The sequence below is a fragment of the Streptomyces sp. NPDC003379 genome, assembly GCF_053589195.1.
The window spans coordinates 1-16,632 of the sequence record NZ_JBSFRK010000022.1 but is presented as its reverse complement, the minus strand read 5'-3'; the positions used below and the strand labels follow the sequence as shown (position 1 = coordinate 16,632).

General features: G+C 72.8%; 17 protein-coding genes and 1 pseudogene. 14 read left to right on the top strand and 4 right to left on the bottom strand.

Annotated features, from left to right (window positions below; all coding sequences use genetic code 11):
* The first annotated feature begins 2 nt into the window (after positions 1-2).
* From dapD to ACWDVB_RS22360, 3 genes are all read left to right on the top strand, one after another.
* Entirely contained in the window at positions 3-992 is a 990-nt protein-coding gene (dapD, locus tag ACWDVB_RS22370; protein WP_451516901.1) for a 2,3,4,5-tetrahydropyridine-2,6-dicarboxylate N-succinyltransferase, read from the top strand.
* Positions 993-1,234: 242 nt separating this feature from the next.
* Positions 1,235-1,816 (top strand): SigE family RNA polymerase sigma factor, encoded by a 582-nt coding sequence (locus ACWDVB_RS22365; protein ID WP_451516921.1) that lies wholly within the window; start codon positions 1,235-1,237, stop codon positions 1,814-1,816.
* Entirely contained in the window at positions 1,813-3,045 is a 1,233-nt protein-coding gene (locus ACWDVB_RS22360; RefSeq protein ID WP_451516902.1) for a WD40 repeat domain-containing protein, read from the top strand. Before ACWDVB_RS22365 ends, ACWDVB_RS22360 begins: the two co-directional genes overlap by 4 nt.
* Here the strand turns inward: ACWDVB_RS22360 and ACWDVB_RS22355 are convergent.
* Positions 3,029-3,533 (bottom strand): annotated as a pseudogene (locus tag ACWDVB_RS22355) (dihydrodipicolinate synthase family protein); the annotation flags it as partial. The gene ACWDVB_RS22360 and the pseudogene ACWDVB_RS22355 sit on opposite strands and share 17 nt — an antisense overlap.
* 220 nt (positions 3,534-3,753) lie before the next feature.
* On the opposite strand from ACWDVB_RS22355, the gene ACWDVB_RS22350 reads away from it, so the two are divergent.
* From ACWDVB_RS22350 to ACWDVB_RS22330, 5 genes are read left to right on the top strand one after another with little or no spacing between them, the layout of a single operon-like run.
* Positions 3,754-3,912, top strand: a complete 159-nt coding sequence (locus ACWDVB_RS22350) for a hypothetical protein (protein WP_451516903.1) — start codon at positions 3,754-3,756, stop codon at positions 3,910-3,912.
* Positions 3,909-4,583, top strand: coding sequence for a hypothetical protein (locus tag ACWDVB_RS22345; RefSeq protein ID WP_451516904.1), 675 nt, complete (start codon positions 3,909-3,911; stop codon positions 4,581-4,583). Before ACWDVB_RS22350 ends, ACWDVB_RS22345 begins: the two co-directional genes overlap by 4 nt.
* A gap of 52 nt (positions 4,584-4,635) precedes the next feature.
* Positions 4,636-5,058, top strand: coding sequence for a phage holin family protein (locus ACWDVB_RS22340; RefSeq protein WP_451516905.1), 423 nt, complete (start codon positions 4,636-4,638; stop codon positions 5,056-5,058).
* Positions 5,055-6,230: a DUF3618 domain-containing protein gene (locus ACWDVB_RS22335; RefSeq protein ID WP_451516906.1), complete on the top strand. Its 1,176-nt coding sequence runs from the start codon at positions 5,055-5,057 to the stop codon at positions 6,228-6,230. The genes ACWDVB_RS22340 and ACWDVB_RS22335 overlap by 4 nt, the downstream gene beginning before the upstream one ends.
* The gene (locus ACWDVB_RS22330; RefSeq protein ID WP_451516907.1) at positions 6,227-6,493 is read left to right on the top strand and encodes a DUF4235 domain-containing protein; all 267 of its coding nucleotides are present in this window, start codon (positions 6,227-6,229) and stop codon (positions 6,491-6,493) included. The genes ACWDVB_RS22335 and ACWDVB_RS22330 overlap by 4 nt, the downstream gene beginning before the upstream one ends.
* 73 nt (positions 6,494-6,566) lie before the next feature.
* Here ACWDVB_RS22330 and ACWDVB_RS22325 read toward each other — a convergent pair whose 3' ends face one another.
* On the bottom strand, positions 6,567-7,016 hold the full coding sequence (locus ACWDVB_RS22325; RefSeq protein ID WP_451516922.1) for an N-acetyltransferase family protein: 450 nt from the start codon (positions 7,014-7,016) through the stop codon (positions 6,567-6,569).
* Between the two features lie 127 nt (positions 7,017-7,143).
* Between ACWDVB_RS22325 and ACWDVB_RS22320 the strand changes: the two genes are divergently transcribed.
* The 3 genes from ACWDVB_RS22320 to ACWDVB_RS22310 all read left to right on the top strand — a co-directional run bounded on the left by ACWDVB_RS22320 (position 7,144) and on the right by ACWDVB_RS22310 (position 9,618).
* The gene (locus tag ACWDVB_RS22320) at positions 7,144-7,935 is read left to right on the top strand and encodes an SGNH/GDSL hydrolase family protein (RefSeq protein WP_451516923.1); all 792 of its coding nucleotides are present in this window, start codon (positions 7,144-7,146) and stop codon (positions 7,933-7,935) included.
* 118 nt (positions 7,936-8,053) lie between these two features.
* Positions 8,054-8,812, top strand: coding sequence for an antibiotic biosynthesis monooxygenase (locus ACWDVB_RS22315; protein WP_451516908.1), 759 nt, complete (start codon positions 8,054-8,056; stop codon positions 8,810-8,812).
* 77 nt (positions 8,813-8,889) lie between these two features.
* A complete protein-coding gene (locus tag ACWDVB_RS22310) occupies positions 8,890-9,618 on the top strand; it encodes an SRPBCC family protein (protein ID WP_451516909.1) in 729 nt (242 codons plus the stop codon).
* 47 nt (positions 9,619-9,665) lie between these two features.
* Here the strand turns inward: ACWDVB_RS22310 and ACWDVB_RS22305 are convergent, their stop codons facing one another.
* Positions 9,666-11,519 (bottom strand): endonuclease/exonuclease/phosphatase family protein, encoded by a 1,854-nt coding sequence (locus ACWDVB_RS22305; RefSeq protein WP_451516910.1) that lies wholly within the window; start codon positions 11,517-11,519, stop codon positions 9,666-9,668.
* Positions 11,520-11,781: 262 nt separating this feature from the next.
* Here ACWDVB_RS22305 and ACWDVB_RS22300 point away from each other — a divergent pair, with 262 nt between their 5' ends.
* Entirely contained in the window at positions 11,782-13,260 is a 1,479-nt protein-coding gene (locus tag ACWDVB_RS22300; protein ID WP_451516911.1) for a hypothetical protein, read from the top strand.
* Positions 13,261-13,434: 174 nt separating this feature from the next.
* Positions 13,435-14,940, top strand: a complete 1,506-nt coding sequence (locus tag ACWDVB_RS22295; protein ID WP_451516912.1) for an alkaline phosphatase PhoX — start codon at positions 13,435-13,437, stop codon at positions 14,938-14,940.
* Positions 14,941-14,967: 27 nt separating this feature from the next.
* On the opposite strand, the gene ACWDVB_RS22290 is transcribed toward ACWDVB_RS22295, so the two are convergent.
* Entirely contained in the window at positions 14,968-15,831 is an 864-nt protein-coding gene (locus ACWDVB_RS22290; protein WP_451516913.1) for a serine/threonine-protein kinase, read from the bottom strand.
* A 498-nt stretch (positions 15,832-16,329) separates the two neighbouring features.
* On the opposite strand from ACWDVB_RS22290, the gene ACWDVB_RS22285 reads away from it, so the two are divergent.
* Positions 16,330-16,557: a CarD family transcriptional regulator gene (locus ACWDVB_RS22285; RefSeq protein WP_451516914.1), complete on the top strand. Its 228-nt coding sequence runs from the start codon at positions 16,330-16,332 to the stop codon at positions 16,555-16,557.
* Positions 16,558-16,632: the final 75 nt, after the last annotated feature.

The following is a 16,632-nucleotide window of genomic DNA, read 5'->3' as shown; positions in this document are numbered from 1 at the left end:
CCATGACCGACACGAACGCATCCCGCACCACCGGCGCCATCGCCGCAGGCCTCGCCACCGTCGCCGCCGACGGCACCGTTCTCGACACCTGGTTCCCCGCGCCCGAGCTGGTCGTGGAGCCGGGCCCCGCAGGCAGCGAGCGGCTGACCGCCGAGCGCGCCGTGGAACTGCTCGGTGAGGGCGCCGCCAAGGCGATCGGCCCCGACGCCCGCCGTGGCGTGGAGACCGTGGCCGTACGTACGGTCATCGCCTCCCTCGACGACAAGCCGCTGGACGCCCACGACGTCTACCTGCGCCTGCACCTGCTCTCGCACCGCCTGGTCAAGCCGCACGGCGTGAACCTGGACGGCCAGTTCGGCTTCCTCGCCAACGTCGCGTGGACCTCGCTCGGCCCGGTCGCCGTGGACGACGTCGAGAAGGTGCGGCTCAACGCCCGCGCCGAGGGCCTGCACCTCGCCGTGACGTCCGTCGACAAGTTCCCGCGCATGACGGACTACGTCGCGCCGAAGGGCGTCCGCATCGCCGACGCCGACCGCGTCCGGCTCGGCGCGCACCTCGCCGAGGGCACCACGGTCATGCACGAGGGCTTCGTGAACTTCAACGCGGGCACGCTCGGCACTTCCATGGTCGAGGGCCGCGTCTCCGCCGGTGTCGTCGTCGGCGACGGCTCGGACATCGGCGGCGGCGCCTCCACGATGGGCACCCTGTCGGGCGGCGGCAACGTCCGCATCGTCATCGGTGAGCGCTGCCTGATCGGCGCCGAGGCGGGCGTCGGCATCGCGCTGGGCGACGAGTGCGTCGTCGAGGCGGGCCTGTACGTCACCGCCGGCACCCGTGTGACCATGCCCGACGGACAGATCGTCAAGGCCCGCGAACTCTCCGGCGCCTCGAACATCCTCTTCCGCCGCAACTCGGTCACGGGCGCCGTCGAGGCCCGCCCGAACAACGCGGTCTGGGGCGGCCTGAACGAGGTCCTGCACAGCCACAACTGAGCAACGCGACATTCCCGGGAGCGGGAGCGGGAGCCTGCGCCCGAGCCCGTGCAACGCGCAGCCCGAGGCGGCGGGTTTGCCCACCGTGAGCTGAACCACTCGCTCCACCCAAAGCGGCCACCCTCCGGGGTGGCCGTTTTTTCTTTCTCCGGTTTCTCGGAAAGCAGGCATAGCGGGGGGCGCCCGGACCCGTCCTCACTCATGCGGGAGGGCAACAGGCCCCCCAGGGAGCGAAGGTGACGATGGATGCCCAGGAGCAGGAGAGTTTCCGGGAATTCGTGGCGACCAGATCATCGGCGCTGCTGAAGACCGCCGTACTGCTCAGCGGCGGCGACCGGCACGCGGCGGAGGACCTGCTGCAGAACGCGCTCGTCAAGGCGGCGGGGCGGTGGCGGCGGATCGACGAGCCGGAGGCGTACGTACGGCGCGTCCTGTACCGCCAGCAGGTGAGCCGGTGGCGGCTGAAGTGGCCGCGGCGCGAACTGGCCGTCGCCGAGCCGCCGGAGAGCGCCGCCGCCGGGGACGGCACGTCCGCCGCCGAGCTGCGGATCGTGCTGCGCGGGGCGCTCGCCAAGCTCACCACGCGCCAGCGGACCGTGCTGGTCCTGCGCTACTTCGAGGACCTGCCCGAGGCGGAGGTCGCCCAGCTCCTCGGCTGCTCCGTCGGCACCGTGCGCAGCACGACGCACCGCTCGCTCGCCCGGCTCCGGAGCCTCGCTCCCGAACTGGCGCGACTGGACCGCCCGGACCGCCCGGACCGGCCGGAGCTGCCGGGCAGCGGGGCCCGGCAGGCGTCCCCCGACTTCTCGCCCATGGAGGTATGACCGTGAACGTGGAAGAGCTGGTGCGCGAGTCGCTGCGGGAGCAGGCCGACCAAGGCGCGCCCCTACCGGGGGACTTCGCCGACCGGGTGCTCGCCGCCCGGCGGCGCCGCAGGAACCGTACGATCGCGGGCACCTCCCTCGCCGCCGTGACGGCCGTCGTCGTGGCGGTGGCGGTGCCGGTGCTCGGCCAGGACTCCGAGCGGCAGGAGACGCGTCCGGCCAGCGAGCTGAAGAGCGGCGACATCGTGGCGCACCCCGGCCAGACGCCGCCGCGCGACCTGATCGCCGTGGGCGGCACGGCGCTCGCCGCGTTCAGCACGAGCGAGCGCGTCGAGCAGCCGGACGGCGACGAGATCATCACCCGCACCTACCACCTGCTCGACCAGAAGACGGGCACCTACCGCAAGGACGCCCGGTGGGCGTGGCTGGACATCGCCCCCGGCATGCGCACCGCCGCCGTCCTCGAACACGGGCTGCCCGCCCGGCGGATCGGCCTGCTGAACCTGCTCACCGGCAAGGTCGAGCGCTGGATTCCGGTGGACCACAAGGTCGGAGGCGTCGCGTTCTCGCCGGACGGCAGGAAGCTCGTCGCCACGACCTACGCGAAGAGCCCGGACCTGCGTGACAAGGACCGGCCGATGAACGACGGCAAGCGTGAGGAGCCCGGTCCCGCCGCGCCGAGCAGGACCGGCTTCCACGTCATCGACGTGGCGTCGGGCGACTCCGGCTGGAGCGAGGTCAGGACGAAGGAGGACGCCTTCGGGCTCTCCGACATCAACACCCGGGAGGACTTCGCCTTCAGCCAGGACGGCACCCTGGTCCACTCGGGCCTCACCTCGGCGCCGCACCAGCAGTACTACGACTTCGAGGGCCGCAAGCGGAACACTCCCGAGAAGGAGAAGCACCTGCGCTGGTTCAACGAGGCCGGGCTCTCGCCGGACGGCAGGCTCGCCGGGGGCGACTTCGCGGGCGGTGCCAGGACCACCGCGTCCGAGATCATCGACCCCGCCACCGGCAAGCGCGTCGCCAAGGTGCCGGGCCAGCAGCTCCTCGCCTGGGCCGACTCGAAGCGGCTCATCGCCTGGGACATCGCATCCGGCACGAGCGAGTACCGACAGCGGCTCGTGCTCGTCACCGTCGGGAGCCGGAAGACCGTCCCGCTCAGCGGCTACCGCTCGCCGAAGGAACACTCCCCCGGGCGCTGGACCCCGGTCTTCGCGGACCGGTAGGCGGCGAGCGGCCGAGCAGCGCCTTCGCCGTGACCGTGCCGGGCGGGCCCGACGCCATCATCAGCTCGATCAGCGGCAGGGCGGCCGCCGGGTCACCCGCGTCGAACGCGTCGAGCACCGCGCGCAGCCGGGCGGGTAGCGCGCTGGCGACCGCGCTGATGTATCCGGCGCCGCCCACCGCGTACAGCGCCAGGGCGAACTCGTCGCAGCCCGCGTAGTAGGCGAGGCCCGTCCGCGAGATGACGTGCCGGCTGCCGAGGATGTCGTACGCGCAGTCCGTCACCCCGACGATCCGGGTGGTCCGCGAGGCGCAGAAGCGTCGGCGGCTCGATCCAGGTGCCGATGCGGCCCGGGATGTCGTAGAGCAGCACCGGCAGCCCGCAGCCGTCGGCGACCGGGCGGAAGTGCGCCTCTACGGCGTCCCGCGGGGGCTTGCTGTAGTGCGGCGTGAGCACCAACAGGCCGTGGGCGCACGCCTTCTCGGTGGCGCACAGCGCGGCATGGGAGGAGTCCTGGTGGGTGCTGGCTGAAGCTCTGCTTAATTTTCCTACGAGGTAACGGTCAGCAGCGCTACGAGAACAGGGGCGATTTCCGGGCAGGTCCGGGGCGGCACGGCGCGGATCGGCGCGTCTGGACGGGACAGGCCCTGGTGCCAACTCGCCCCCGTATGGGCCACCATGGCGGGACAGTCGGTCCCTAGGAGGCGTCATGAGGCTCGGCAAGGCACTCGCCACCGGAATCGCCGAAGAGCAGCCGCGGCGGGAGGAGTCGGTGCGGGAGTACGAGACGTCCGTACCCGACCCGGCCCCCAAGGCCCCGGAGTCGGCGACGGAGCCCCGGCCGGTCGAGGCCGCGGTCACCCGATGAGGATGCGGCTCCCCGAGGAACGCCCGACGGAGCCGCCGACCGGATACAAGATCGCCCGCCCGGTGCTGTCCCACGACGGCACCGGGGCCGCCTTCACCGGCGTCTCCCTCGGCGCGGGGCTGCCGTACCACGTGCTCGACGAGGCCCGCTGCGTCTACGGCAGACGGCACAGCGCCCCGAACCGCCGCTGCGACTGCGGCTTCCACTGCGTGCACGACCGCGCCACCGCCGAGGGGCTGCTGTGCACCGCCGAGCACCGGAAGGCGGTGCTCCTCGAAGTGACGGTGCTCGGGGCGTACATCCGCTTCGAACGCGGCTTCCGGTACGCCAGACAGCGGGTGCGGGGCGCGACCGTGCCGCCCTGCGACTGCGGCGCCACCGCCTCGCTCCTCGCCGACGCCGGGTGGGGCAGGCCGGGGTGGCGGGTGCTGGAGGCGGCGTGCGGGCGGTGCAGGGGCGGGCGGCAAGCTGTCTCCGTACCGGAGTTCGCGCGGCTCGCGGGGGAGGGGCTGAGGGTCGTCGCGGCCGCCCCGCCCACCTCCCCGGGCGGGCTCCTCGGGCTCCCCGGGCTCGGCATGCCCGAGCTGATGGCCGAGGCGGCGCTCCTCCAGGCGCGCCTCGACTGGTTCCAGGCGGAGCTGGCCCGGCTGACCGGGGATCAACGGGGGTAGCACGGCCGGGCACGGGTACCCGGGCGCCCCAGCCAGAAGGGAGGCGACATCCGTGACCGGGACCATGGACGAGCGGCCGACGCGCGACCACGTGCAGCACTCGGTGGGACAGCTCGTCGAGCAGGCCACCGCGCAGCTTTCGGAACTCGTACGCCAGGAGATGCGGCTCGCCGGCCAGGAGATGGCCGCGAAGAGCAAGCGCGCGGGGCGCGGTGGCGGGCTCCTCGGAGCGGCCGGTGCGATCTTCTACGTCGGGCTCATGGCACTGGCGGCCGCGGCGATCGCGGCGCTCTCACTGGCCCTGCCCGTCTGGGCCGCGGCCCTCGTCGTCACCGGCGTTCTCTTCGCCGTGGCCGGGGTGCTGGCCGCGGCGGGGCGCGGACAGATGGCACGCGCGGTACCGCCCGTACCGCAGGAGGCCATCGACAGCGTCAAGGCGGACGTCGAGGAGATCAAGGGAAGGGCGCACCGATGACGAACACGCCGAAGGATCCGAAGAACACGGGCGTGAAGGGGCCGGACGAACTGCGCCGGCAGATCGAGGAGACCCGCGGCCAGTTGGGCGAGACCGTGGAGGAACTGGTGGCGAAGGCGGACGTGAAGTCCCGCGCCCGCCACCGGGCCGAAGAGGTGAAGGGGCAGGTACGGGAGACGGCGGCACAGGTGAAGGACAAGGTGACGGAACAGGCGACACGCGCGAAGGACAAGGCGGCGGGCAAGACGGGACACACGAGGAACGCGAACGTGACCGCGGAGGGCGCTGGGCAGACCAAGGGCAAGGCGGTCGAGGCCGCGGCGCAGGCCAGGGGCCAGGCGGTCGAAGGCGCGAGCCGGGTGAAGGGCAAGGCGGTCGAGGGCGCGGCGCAGGTGAAGGGCCAGGCGGTTGAGGGCGCGGCGCAGGTGAAGGGCCAAGCGGTCGAGGGCGCGAGCCGGGTGAAGGGCAAGGCGGTCGAGGGCGCCACGCAGGCGAAGGGTCAGGCGATCGAAGGCGCCGCATCGGCGAAGGGCAAGGCGATCGAGGGTGCGGCCCTGGCGAAGGGCAAGGCGATCGAGGGTGCGGCCCTGGCGAAGGGCAAGGCGGTCGAGCGCGCCACGCAGGTGAAGGGCCAGGCGGTCGAAGGCGCCGCTTTGGCGAAGAGCAAGGTGACCGAGGGTGCCGCCCTGGCGAAGGGCAAGGCGGCCGAGGGTGCGGCCCTGGCGAAGGGCAAGGCGGTCGAAGGCGCCACGCAGGTGAAGGGCCAGGCGGTCGAAGGCGCCGCTTTGGCGAAGAGCAAGGTGACCGAGGGTGCCGCCCTGGCCGGGGGCAAGGCGGTCGAAGGCGCGACCCTGGCGAAGGGCAAGGCGGTCGAAGGCGCCGCTCTCGCGAAGGGCAAGGCGGTCGAGGGTGCCGCCCTGGCCAAGGGGGCCGTGCTCGGTGCCAAGGCGCGGGCGGAGGAGCATCAGGCCGTGGTCCAGGTCGAGGAGAGGGTCGCCGAGGCCGCGCGGCGTGTGCAGGACGGCACGCCCGAGCCGGTACGGGCCGCCGCGAGCAACGTCGTACGGACCGGTGGCCGGCACCCGCGGGCGTTCATCGCGGCGGGGGCGGGCGCGGGCGCGCTGATCGCCTGCGTGGCGCTGCGCCGCCGTAAGGGAGGTGGCCGCCGATGAGCGGGACCACGATGCTGTACAAGCCGCTCGGGATGGCCTTCGGCATGCTCGGCGGCGCCGTCGCCGGGGCCCTGTTCAAACGGACGTGGAAGGCGGTCGCGGGCGAGGACGACGCCCCGGACGCCCACGACGAGGAACGTGCCTGGCGTGAGATCCTCGCCGCGGCCGCGCTCCAGGGCGCGATCTTCGCCGTGGTCAGGGCAGTGGTGGAACGCGGCGGCGCGGTCGGCGTACGCCGGGTGACCGGCCGCTGGCCGGACTGAGGCCGGGGCCCGGGGCCCGGGGCGTCGACCGGACGGCGGCGGCCACCCGCTCCGAGCCGTCCGGCCCCCGTGCTCACAGAGGCAGCTTGAAACCGTCGTGGCTGCGCGCGAAACCCAGCGAGGCATAGAAGCGGTGCGCGTCCGCGCGCCGCTTGTTGCTGGTCAGCTGGACCAGCGCGCAGCCACGCGCGCGTGCCCGCTCCACGGCACGCTCCATGAGCAGCCGCCCGAGTCCGCCACCGCGCCGGTCGGCCCGCACCCGGACCGCCTCGATCAGCGCGCGCTCGGCGCCGTGCTTGCCGAGTCCCGGGATGTACGTCACCTGCAGGCACCCCAGGACGACGTCCTCCGCCTCGTCGACGAGGACCAGCAGTTCGTTGCGCGCGTCCTCCTCGATCGACGCGAACGCCCGCTCGTACGCCTCGTCGACCACGACCGCCGCCGGGTCCACGCACGTGTCCTCGTCGGCCAGCAGGGCGAGGACGGCGGGCAGTTCCGAACGGGCGGCGGGACGCAGGATCATGGGCGTGGACATGGCGGGAGTCTCGCACAGCCACCCCTGCCGCCTGCCCCGGAGGCCACCTGAAGGACACCGCAGAGGCCGCGTTGACGAGGCAGGGCCCCCGGAGGAAGCTCGGCGCATGACCACCATGCGGCACCATCCGTACGCACGTTACGTCGCGATCGGCGACAGCCAGACCGAAGGCATCGGGGACGGCGACGAGGCGCACGGCTACCGCGGCTGGGCCGACCGGCTCGCCGAGATCCTGGCCACGGAGAACCCGGACCTCACCTACGCCAACCTGGCCGTGCGCGGTCGGCCGACATCACGGATCAGGGCGGAGCAGCTGGGCCCCGCCCTCGCGCTGAAACCGGATCTGGTGACCGTCATGACGGGCATGAACGACCTGGTGCGGCCGGGCTTCGACGCCGCGCGCGTCGCCGCCGACATCGAGGAGATGTTCACCGCGCTCACCGCGGCGGGCGCCCACGTGGCCACCGTGACCTTCCCGGACCTCGGGCGGATCTCCCCGCTCGCGAGCCGTCTGCTGCCCCGCGTCCTGGACCTGAACGCCCGGATCAGGGCGGCCGCCGACCGGCACGGCGTGACCGTGCTCGACACCTTCCCGCACCGGATCACCACCGACCCGCGGCTGTGGAGCGCCGACCGTATGCACGCCAGCCCGCTGGGTCACGCGAGGATCGCCGCGGGGATGGCGGACGCCCTCGGCCTGCCGGGGCACGAGAGCTGGCTGACCACGCTGCCGCCGCTGGCCCGCGCGTCGGTGCTGGGTGAGGTGACGGCGGAGGCGCGCTGGTTCGCGGGGTTCATGGGGCCGTGGCTGTGGCGGCGGGTGCGGGGGCGCTCGTCGGGGGACGGCCGGGAGCCCAAACGCCCCGTCCTCGGCGCGGTGAGCGCGCCGGATCATGAAACGGCTTGACCTGAACCTTGGTTGAAGTCGGAACGTGGTGGTGCGTACACGGTGCCGGGCCCGCCCCGACACCGACGTACAGGCGTCACTACGTACTGATACGCACCGAGAGGACGGACGGACAGCCATGTCTGCGACCACCACCCTGAGCACCGGCAGCCACCCCGACCCGGCCCGCCCCGACGCGGGCCTCACCTTCTTCAGCACCTGGAGCACCGGCTCGCCCGAGCGGCAGCGGGCCACCCTCGACGCCATCGCGCGGGCCTGGGAGAGCCGCCCGTGGCCGCACGAGGGCCTCCTGTCGTACACGGTGTACGCGGGCTCCGACGGCTCGACGGTCCTGCACCACTCCCAGTGGCGCGACGAGGAGGCCTACCAGGACTTCTTCGCGAGCCCCGACGGCAGGGACGCGCGCAACGCCGCCATCGACGCGGCCGTGCCGGGCATCGAACGCCTCGCCCTCTCCAAGACGCGGCTGTACCGCGCCTGGAGCCCCGACAAGGGCCAGGGCCAGGGCAAGGGCCACAGCGAGGACCGCGAGGCGCGGGAGCCCGGCGCGATCGTGATCGTACGGGTCGACTTCGACGGCCCCGACGCGGACCGCCAGCGCGCCTGGGTGGACGGCGTACTGGAGGCCCTGGACAGCGACCCGGCCGGCGACAAGGGGCTGATCTCCGCGCACTTCCACGTCAGCACGGACGGCACGAGGGTCGTCAACTACGCGGAGTGGGAGAGCGAGCAGGCCCACATCGACGCGCTCGCCGCGGCGGGCGACGGGGTGGGGTCGCCGACGCCCCAGTGGCGGCGGGTGTGCGACTTCCCCGGTGTCGCCCCCGGCGGCTCGGTCGCCCGGTACCGCTTCGCGTACCGCTTCGTACCGAGCTGAGCGTAAATTCCGGGCACCCTCCCGCCGGCGGCTCCGCCCGCCTGGACAGCGGCAGGTGTCGGCGGGACGGTGGAGCGATGCCGAAGGAGTTCGAGATAGCCCGGGAGTTCGAGGTCGAGGGCTCCCCGGCGCAGCTCTGGGCCGCCCTCACCACCGGCACGGGCGGCTGGCTCTGGCCCATGAAGTACGAGCCGCGCGAGGGCGGTTCCGCCCCCTTCGGCGGCACCGTCACCCGCTGGGACCCGCCGCACCGCCTCACCGCACGCGTCGAGGACCCGGACGGCGTGCCCGGACAGAGCCTCGACCTGCTCGACCACACCATCGAGCCCCGCGCCGGCGGCCGCCGCTCCTGGCTGCGCTACGTCCACAGCGGCACCTTCACCGAGGACGGGAACAACCAGTACGAGGACGCCGCGAAGCGCACCGACTTCCATCTGCACACCCTGCGCCAGTACATGGCGCACTTCGCGGGCCGCGCCGCCGTCTTCTCCGCCCTCAACGGCCCGCGCACCTCCGCGACGCCGGACGCCTTCCTCCGCCTCGCCCGCGCCCTCGGCCTGCCCGACGACGCGACCGAGGGCGCCCGCATCCGCGTGGAGGCACCCGGCGAGGAGCTGAGCGCGGTGATCGACTTCCGCAGCCGGTACTTCATCGGCCTGCGGACCGACGACACCCTGCACCGCTTCTTCGGCCGCAATCTTTTCGGCACGCCGGTGGGCGTCCGCGTGCACGACTTCGGCCCGCACGCGGACGCCAAACGCACCGAACTGGCCTGGCAGGACTGGCTGCATCACCTCTATGGGTGAGCCGATGCGCTCTACGGGTGAGCCGATCCGCCAGGACCCCGTCCGCCCTACGGCTTGAAGCGCAGCACCTGCGGGTCGTGATCGCTGTTCTGCTCCGCGAACTCCGCGTTGATGTGCACGCTGTCGTACGAGAAGTCGTCGGCGTCGCCGACCCCCGGGCTGGTCAGGATCTGGTCGAGGACCTGCGAGTTGCCCTGGTAGACGTACGAGTAACGCTCGCTCTTCGGCAGCGACCTGACGGCCGCGCGCAGCGCCCCGCCGTCCTCCAGTGCCTTGGTGGTCGCCGAGAACTCGAAGTCGTTGATGTCACCGAGCACCACGACGTCCGCGTTCCGCTGGACCTCGCGGATGTCCTTCACGAAGCCGTTCACGGCCTGCGCCTGCTTCAGCCGCTGCGTCTCAGAGGAGCGCACCGGCGGCTGGTGGTGCGAGGTGAGCCCCTCGTCGCCGCCCTTGGATCCGAAGTGGTTGGCGATCACGAAGACCGTGCGGCCGCGGAAGACGAACTCGCCGGCCAGCGGCTTGCGGCTGTTGGTCCACGCCGCGTTCTGCGGGTCGATCCGGCCGGGGGAGTGGCTCAGCGCGGCCCGCTTGCCCGCGCGTACGACCTCGGTGGCCGCCGTGGCGTCGCCGCCCGCGCGCTCGGTGAAGGAGACCCGCTCCGGGTTGAAGAGGAAGACCTGGCGGATGTTGCCGCCGGGCTCGCCGCCGTCCTTGTTGTTCACCGGGTCGATGGAGCGCCACTCGTAGCGCGGCCCGCCCGCGGCGACGATCGCGTCCGTGAACTTCTTCAGGGTCGCGCCCGCGGCGACCGTGCCGTCGTTCTTCGCGCCGTTGTCGTCCTGGATCTCCTCCAGGGCGACGATGTCGGGCGAGGCGAGGTTCGTCACGACGGCCCCGGCGAGCGCGTCGAACTTCGTCTGCGGGTCGGTCGGGTCGAGGTTCTCGACGTTGTACGTGGCCACGGCGAGCTCCCCCTTGGCCTGCCGCCGCGTCTTCTCCCGTACGAGCCCCTTGTCGCGGACGTCACCCAGCTCGCGGGCGACGAGGGTGTAGCCGCCGAACTGGTTGAAGTCCAGGGGGCCTTCGGCGCCGCCGCTCAGGACGTCGCCGACGTTCGCCTTCGGGAAGGGGTGCTCGGAGACCGGCGCGAGCTGCTGGATCTGGAGCCGTCCGCCGTTCTGCGCGCCGTAGGAGCCGTAGACGGCGCCGCCGCGCTTGCTGCGGTTCTCGTGGGGCTTCACCGTCACCCACAGCTCGTTGTACGGGTCGGTCGCGCCGACCACGCGCGAGCTGCCGACCGCCACGTTCATGCCCTCCAGGGACTCGTACAGGTCCAGGGCGTACGTACGGGGCTTCAGCGGCAGCGCGTTGACGCTGCCGCCCTGCGCCGGGTCACCGGCGGGCGCGTAGCGGGCGGGCACCGACTTGGCGCCGATCCGGACCGGCGCGGGCAGCGCGTTGCCGGAGGACTCCACGGTCACCGTCGGCTTGGTGATCTGAGTGAGGGACTGGTTGCCGGAGGCGGCGCCTCCGGGGACGTACTCCCCTACCGTCCCGGAGACCCGGACCGCGTCCCCCGGCTTGACGGTGAGTGCCGCCGAGCCGGTGAAGACGAAGACGCCCTCGCTGGTGGCCGGGTCGGCGTCGGCCTTCGCGTCCTGGATCCAGAAGCCCTTGGAGCCGTGGCCGCGGACGCCCGTGACGATGCCGGAGACGTCGGTGACCTGCTGTCCGGCCAGCGGCGAGATCCGGGTGGTGCCCTGGATGTCGTGGACGCGGACCGCGTCGGCCGAGGCGGCGGAGGAGGACGCGGCGAGCAGACCGGCCGCGAGGGCGGTGGCGACGACGGCGCCGACGGCGGCCGATCTCGGTATGCGGGGCGTCGGTATGTGCGGCATGAGGGGCTCCGGATGAGGGTGAGGGAACGAGCGGCGGTGCAGGGCCGCGCAAGGCGCTCTACGCGCGTCAATCTCTTGCTTGACCAGGGCAGTTGTCAAGGTTGTACGGGTGTTCAGGTGCCGTATGTCTCCTGACAGGGACATGAACCGGGCGGCATGGTGCCAAATCCGTCTAGGCTTGCGCCCTGCCCGACCCTTCCCGAGCCCTCGACTCCGCTCGACGAGCAGGGGAGACCCCTACCTCCCGGAGGAGAACCAGCCGATGTCCGTAAGCCCCGCCACCCTGCCGCCGGTGCTGCTGCACTCCGAAGCGGAGCTCGCGCGGGCCGCGCTCGCCACACCGCTGCTCTCCCGCGCCGTGCGGCTCGCCCGCTGGGCGGGAGCCGAGACCCGGGTCGGCGCGGGCGGCGAACTCATCGACGCCCAGCTCCCGGCGGCCGCCGCCGAGCTCGGCCTCGCGGCGGACGACCCCGACGCGGCCGCGCACGCCAGTGAGGCCTGGCGGATCGCCGTGGACACCGGCCTCGTCGAGGTCACGGACGGCGAGGAGGAGGGCTCGGAGGGCACCGTCGCCCAGGGCGAGGAGCTGACGCTGCTCTCCTCCGGTGGCCCGCAGGACGTCCTCGGCATCTGGCTCGGCGCCCTGGACACCGTGTACGCGGACGCCACCGTGCCGGACATGGAGAACCTCCTCGACGTCCTAGAGGAGAACGGCGAGGTCAATTTCGACGAGCTCGGCTGGGACCCCCAGGGCGAGGCCGACTTCCTGGACGGCGTCCTCGGCAACCTCTACCTGCTCACGGTGGGCGAGGCCCCGGCCGGTGAGGGCCCGGTGCCGCTGCCCGCGCTCGCCGCCTCGATGATCGTCCCCGACGACATGGGCGAGCCCACGGACGACATCCTGGAGCAGGTGTCGGACGCGATGATGAAGCTCGACGACCAGTTCCGGCTCTTCGAACCGCTCGGCCTGGTCGAGTACCAGCCGGTGGACGAGGCCCTCATGGCCGAGATCGACGACACCGGCGACACCGGCGGCATGCAGGACACGGACGAGCCCGCGCCGGTCGACGAGGAGGACGTCACCCGCTACGGCATGGTCAGGCTCACCCCGCTGGGCCTGTACGGCGTCCGCGCCCGCATGCTGGAGGCCGGCGTCGACGCGCCCGCCGTCGGCGAGCTCGCGGACAAGGGCGCGGACGTCCTCCTTGAGGGCACCTCCGGCTTTCCCCAGCATGCCGCGCAGGCGGAGATCGAGCAGTGGCTCGCCCGGCACGAACCGCTCGCCGCGGCACGGGAGTTGCTGGCCGCGGCGCGCGGCGGCGACGAGGGCGCGCCGCTGCGCAGACTCCGCTGCCAGCAGGCGCTCTCCCTGGCCGGCGCCGAGGCGGAGCCCGCGCTGCGGGAGGTGCTCGACGACCCGGAGCTCGGGGGGCTCGCCCGGGTGTGGCTCGCCGAGCAGGGGGCCGCGGACGTGCCCGCGCCGTCGGAGGCGCTCGTCTTCTGGCTGACCATCGACACGCTGGCCGCGCAGCTGGCCGCCGAGGGCAACTCGGACGAACTGCAGGGCCTGGTCGAGGGTCTCGCGCAGCAGCACAGCGGCTTCTTCGCCACGGCGTGGCGGGTGGAGCACCCGGCGACGGCGGACGTCCTGGACGCGATGGGCCGGCTGCACCCCGACAAGAAGGTGGCGAAGGAGGCCCGCAAGGCGGCCTTCAAGGCGAGGTCGCAGCAGGGGCTGTAGCCGTTGGGAGCCCGTCCGGCGGCCGGTGGCCGCCGCGGCCGCCGGACGGGCAGGTTCATGGAAGCGGTCCCTTCGGCGTCGAACGGCGTTCAACCGCTGTTCAGGCGCGGGCGGGACGGTTTCGCCGACGGCAGCCCGGTCGTACGCATCCGCCTTCGCGCCTCAGGAGTAACCATGTCGCTCACCCGCAGGGACTTCACCAGACGCTCCGCGATCGCCGGGGCGGGGGTCGCCCTGGCCGGCAGCGTCGGCGCGCTCGCCACCGCGCCCGGCGCCCTCGCCGCCTCCGAGACCGAGGAGGTCGGAGCGGACGCGGCCCCGGACGCGGACGCGCGGGGCCACGGACACCACGCCCCCGGCTACGGCCCGCTGATCCCCGATCCGGAGGGCCTGCTCGCCCTGCCCGCCGGATTCTCGTACCGCGTCCTGACGTACAGCGGCAGGACCAAGCTGGAGAGCGGCGAGTACACGCCCTCCAACCACGACGGCACCGCCGCCTTCGCGGGTCCGCGCGGCGCCACCCTCCTCGTCAACAACCACGAGCTGAGCGGCCCCCGCTCCAAGTGGAAGTATCCCGTCCCGCTCACCGAGGGCCTCGTGTACGACCCGGCCGCGTCCGGCGGCTGCACCGTCGTCGAGGTCCGCCGCGACGGACACGTCACCGAATGGGTCGGCATCGCGGGCACCGCCACGAACTGCGCGGGCGGCAGTACCCCCTGGGGCACCTGGCTCACCGGCGAGGAGACCGAGGACAAGGCCGGCCAGAACGGCATGACCAAGGACCACGGCTACGTCTTCGAGGTCGACCCTTCCGCAAGCTCTCAACTGCGTTCGAGCAGGGGAGGCCCCGACGACCGGCGCGCCAACCGCGCTCCGAAGCCCATCAAGGCGCTCGGCCGGTACGCCCACGAGGCCGTCGTCGTCGACCCCCGGCGCGGCCACCTCTACCTCACCGAGGACGCCTCCGGGCCCAACGGCCTGCTCTACCGCTGGACCCCGCCGCACGGCTTCGCACACGGCCGCGGCAGGCTGCGCACCCTCGCCGACGACGCGGGCGTCCTGAAGGCGCCCAAGTGCTTCGACTCCGGCGGCCGCTTCGTCGACGACCTCTCCCGCGCCACGCGGATCGGCACGGTGTACGGCGTGGACTGGGTGGAGGTCCCCGACCGCGACGCGCGGACGGTGCCGGTGCGCGAGCAGTTCGACGACGGCGACATCACGCGCGCCCGCAAGCTCGAAGGCATGTGGTGGGGCGACGGCGGCGTCTACATCGTGTCCTCCTACGCCCGTGACGAGAGCCCCGAACAGCACGACGGGCAGGTGTGGTTCTACCACCCCGGCCGCCGCACCCTGACCCTCAAGGTGCTGCTCGGCATAGACCGTGAGCCGGGCAGGGACGGCGCCCTCGACGGCCCTGACAACATCACCGTCTCGCCGTACGGCGGTCTGGTCATCGCCGAGGACGGCGACGGCGTCCAGCACCTCTTCGGCGCGACGGAGCACGGACGTACGTACCCCATCGCGCGCAACGAACTCAACGCCGGCACGAAGGGCGAACCGGAGTACAGCGAGTTCACGGGCGTCACGTTCTCGCCCGACGGCAAGACCCTGTACGCCAACATCCAGACGCCCGGCATCCTGCTGGCCATCACCGGCCCGTGGAAGCGCCAACGGCGCTGAACCGCCATTACGGCGTGTTGACGGCCCTCACCGTCGCGCAGGGTCGACCTCGTCCTCCTGGCGGGTGATCAGGTCGCTGACCGGTTCCCTCTCCCACCACGGGGACTCCGCCGCTCGTGCCCGGCACCAGGCCAGCGCCTCCGCGACCGTGGGGCGGGATGCCGGGGCGCGGGTCAGGCAGCGGCTCAGGAAGTCGAGCCAGGCGGTGTTCGGCACGCCCAGCAGGTCCGGTTCCTCGTGCAGCGTGCGGTGGAGGACCTCGGGCGCGCGGCCCGAGCCGAACGGGCCGCGCCCCGTCGCCGCCACCGCGAGGACCGCGCCGAGCGCGAACACATCGGCCGCGGGCCCCGGCCGGCCGTCCCGCGCCAGCTGCTCGGGGGCGATGAAGCCGGGCGAGCCGATGGTCCCGCTGCCGGCGGTGAGGCTCCCGTCGGCCGCGTGCTTGGCGACGCCGAAGTCGAGCAGCTTCGGGCCGTCACGGGTGACGATGACGTTGGACGGCTTCACGTCACGGTGCACGACCCCCGCCGCGTGCACCCCCACGAGGGCCTCGGCGAGCGCCGCGCCGAGCGTGGCGAGGTCGGCGTCGTCCAGCGGGCCGTGCACGGCCACCGCCTCCGGCAGACCGGGCCCCGCGCAGAACTCGACGGCCAGCCACGGCTGCTCGGCGTCCGGATCGGCGTCGAGCACGGCGGCCGAGTACGGCCCGGTCACGGCGCGTGCGGCGGCCGCCTCGCGCCGGAAGCGCTCGCGGAACTCCGGATCGGCCGCGAGGCGCGCGTGGACCGTCCTGACGGCGACCGGCCGCCCGGACGCCGACCGCGCCAGGTGGACACGGCCCATGCCGCCCTCGCTGAGCAGAGAAACGATCCGGTACCCGCCGAGCTCCACGGGTGCTCCTTCCAGCGGCCCCGGCGGGCCCTTCACGCGACAGGCGATCCGACGGTCTGTGCGACGCCTGTGAGGCATCGTACGGTTGCGGCTGCCGGGGGACCGGGAGACCGGGAGAGCGAAGACCTTCGGCGACGTCGGCCGCGCCGCCCGCGGGGACGGGTGAGATACCGCACAGGGAGTCCGTCCTGAAAGATGCTCGACCGCTTCGGGGACCTCGGCGGCACGGACACCACCGCGTACGCCGCTTCCGCAAGACGCGCGACCGGGTGCTGATCGGCCGCGACGCCGACTGGCCCTGGGAGGTATGAAGAAATTTATCTTCACCATAAGTGGCCTTCGAGGTACGGGCTGTCACGCCGTACCTCGTTCGGGTCGCCTGCGCCCTTGCGGCACACCGCCTCGCACCGGGGTCTGTGTGTCTGTTCCATACCGATGTGAAAGCGGTGTGAGCTCGGAGCATGGTGCGTAGGGCGTCCGGGGGCGCATACTTTGAATATGACGAGGCCCGCCGGCTCGCGCCGCCACCTGCCGAACAGTCCCTTCAACGTCCCCGCTGCGCCCGCCCCACCCGTAGAGCAGTTCGCCGTGGGCGACCGTGTCTCCCACGACCAGTACGGACTCGGGAGGATCATCGGTGTCGAGGGAGAGGACGCGGTCGTCATCGACTTCGCGGGCCGTCAGGGACGGTTCCTGAGTCCCTACGCCAAGCTGGCCAAGCTCTGACATCCGACGACCGCGTCCTCTCCCTCGACACCGATTATCCTCCCGACTCCGTACTGGTCGTGGGAGACACGGTCG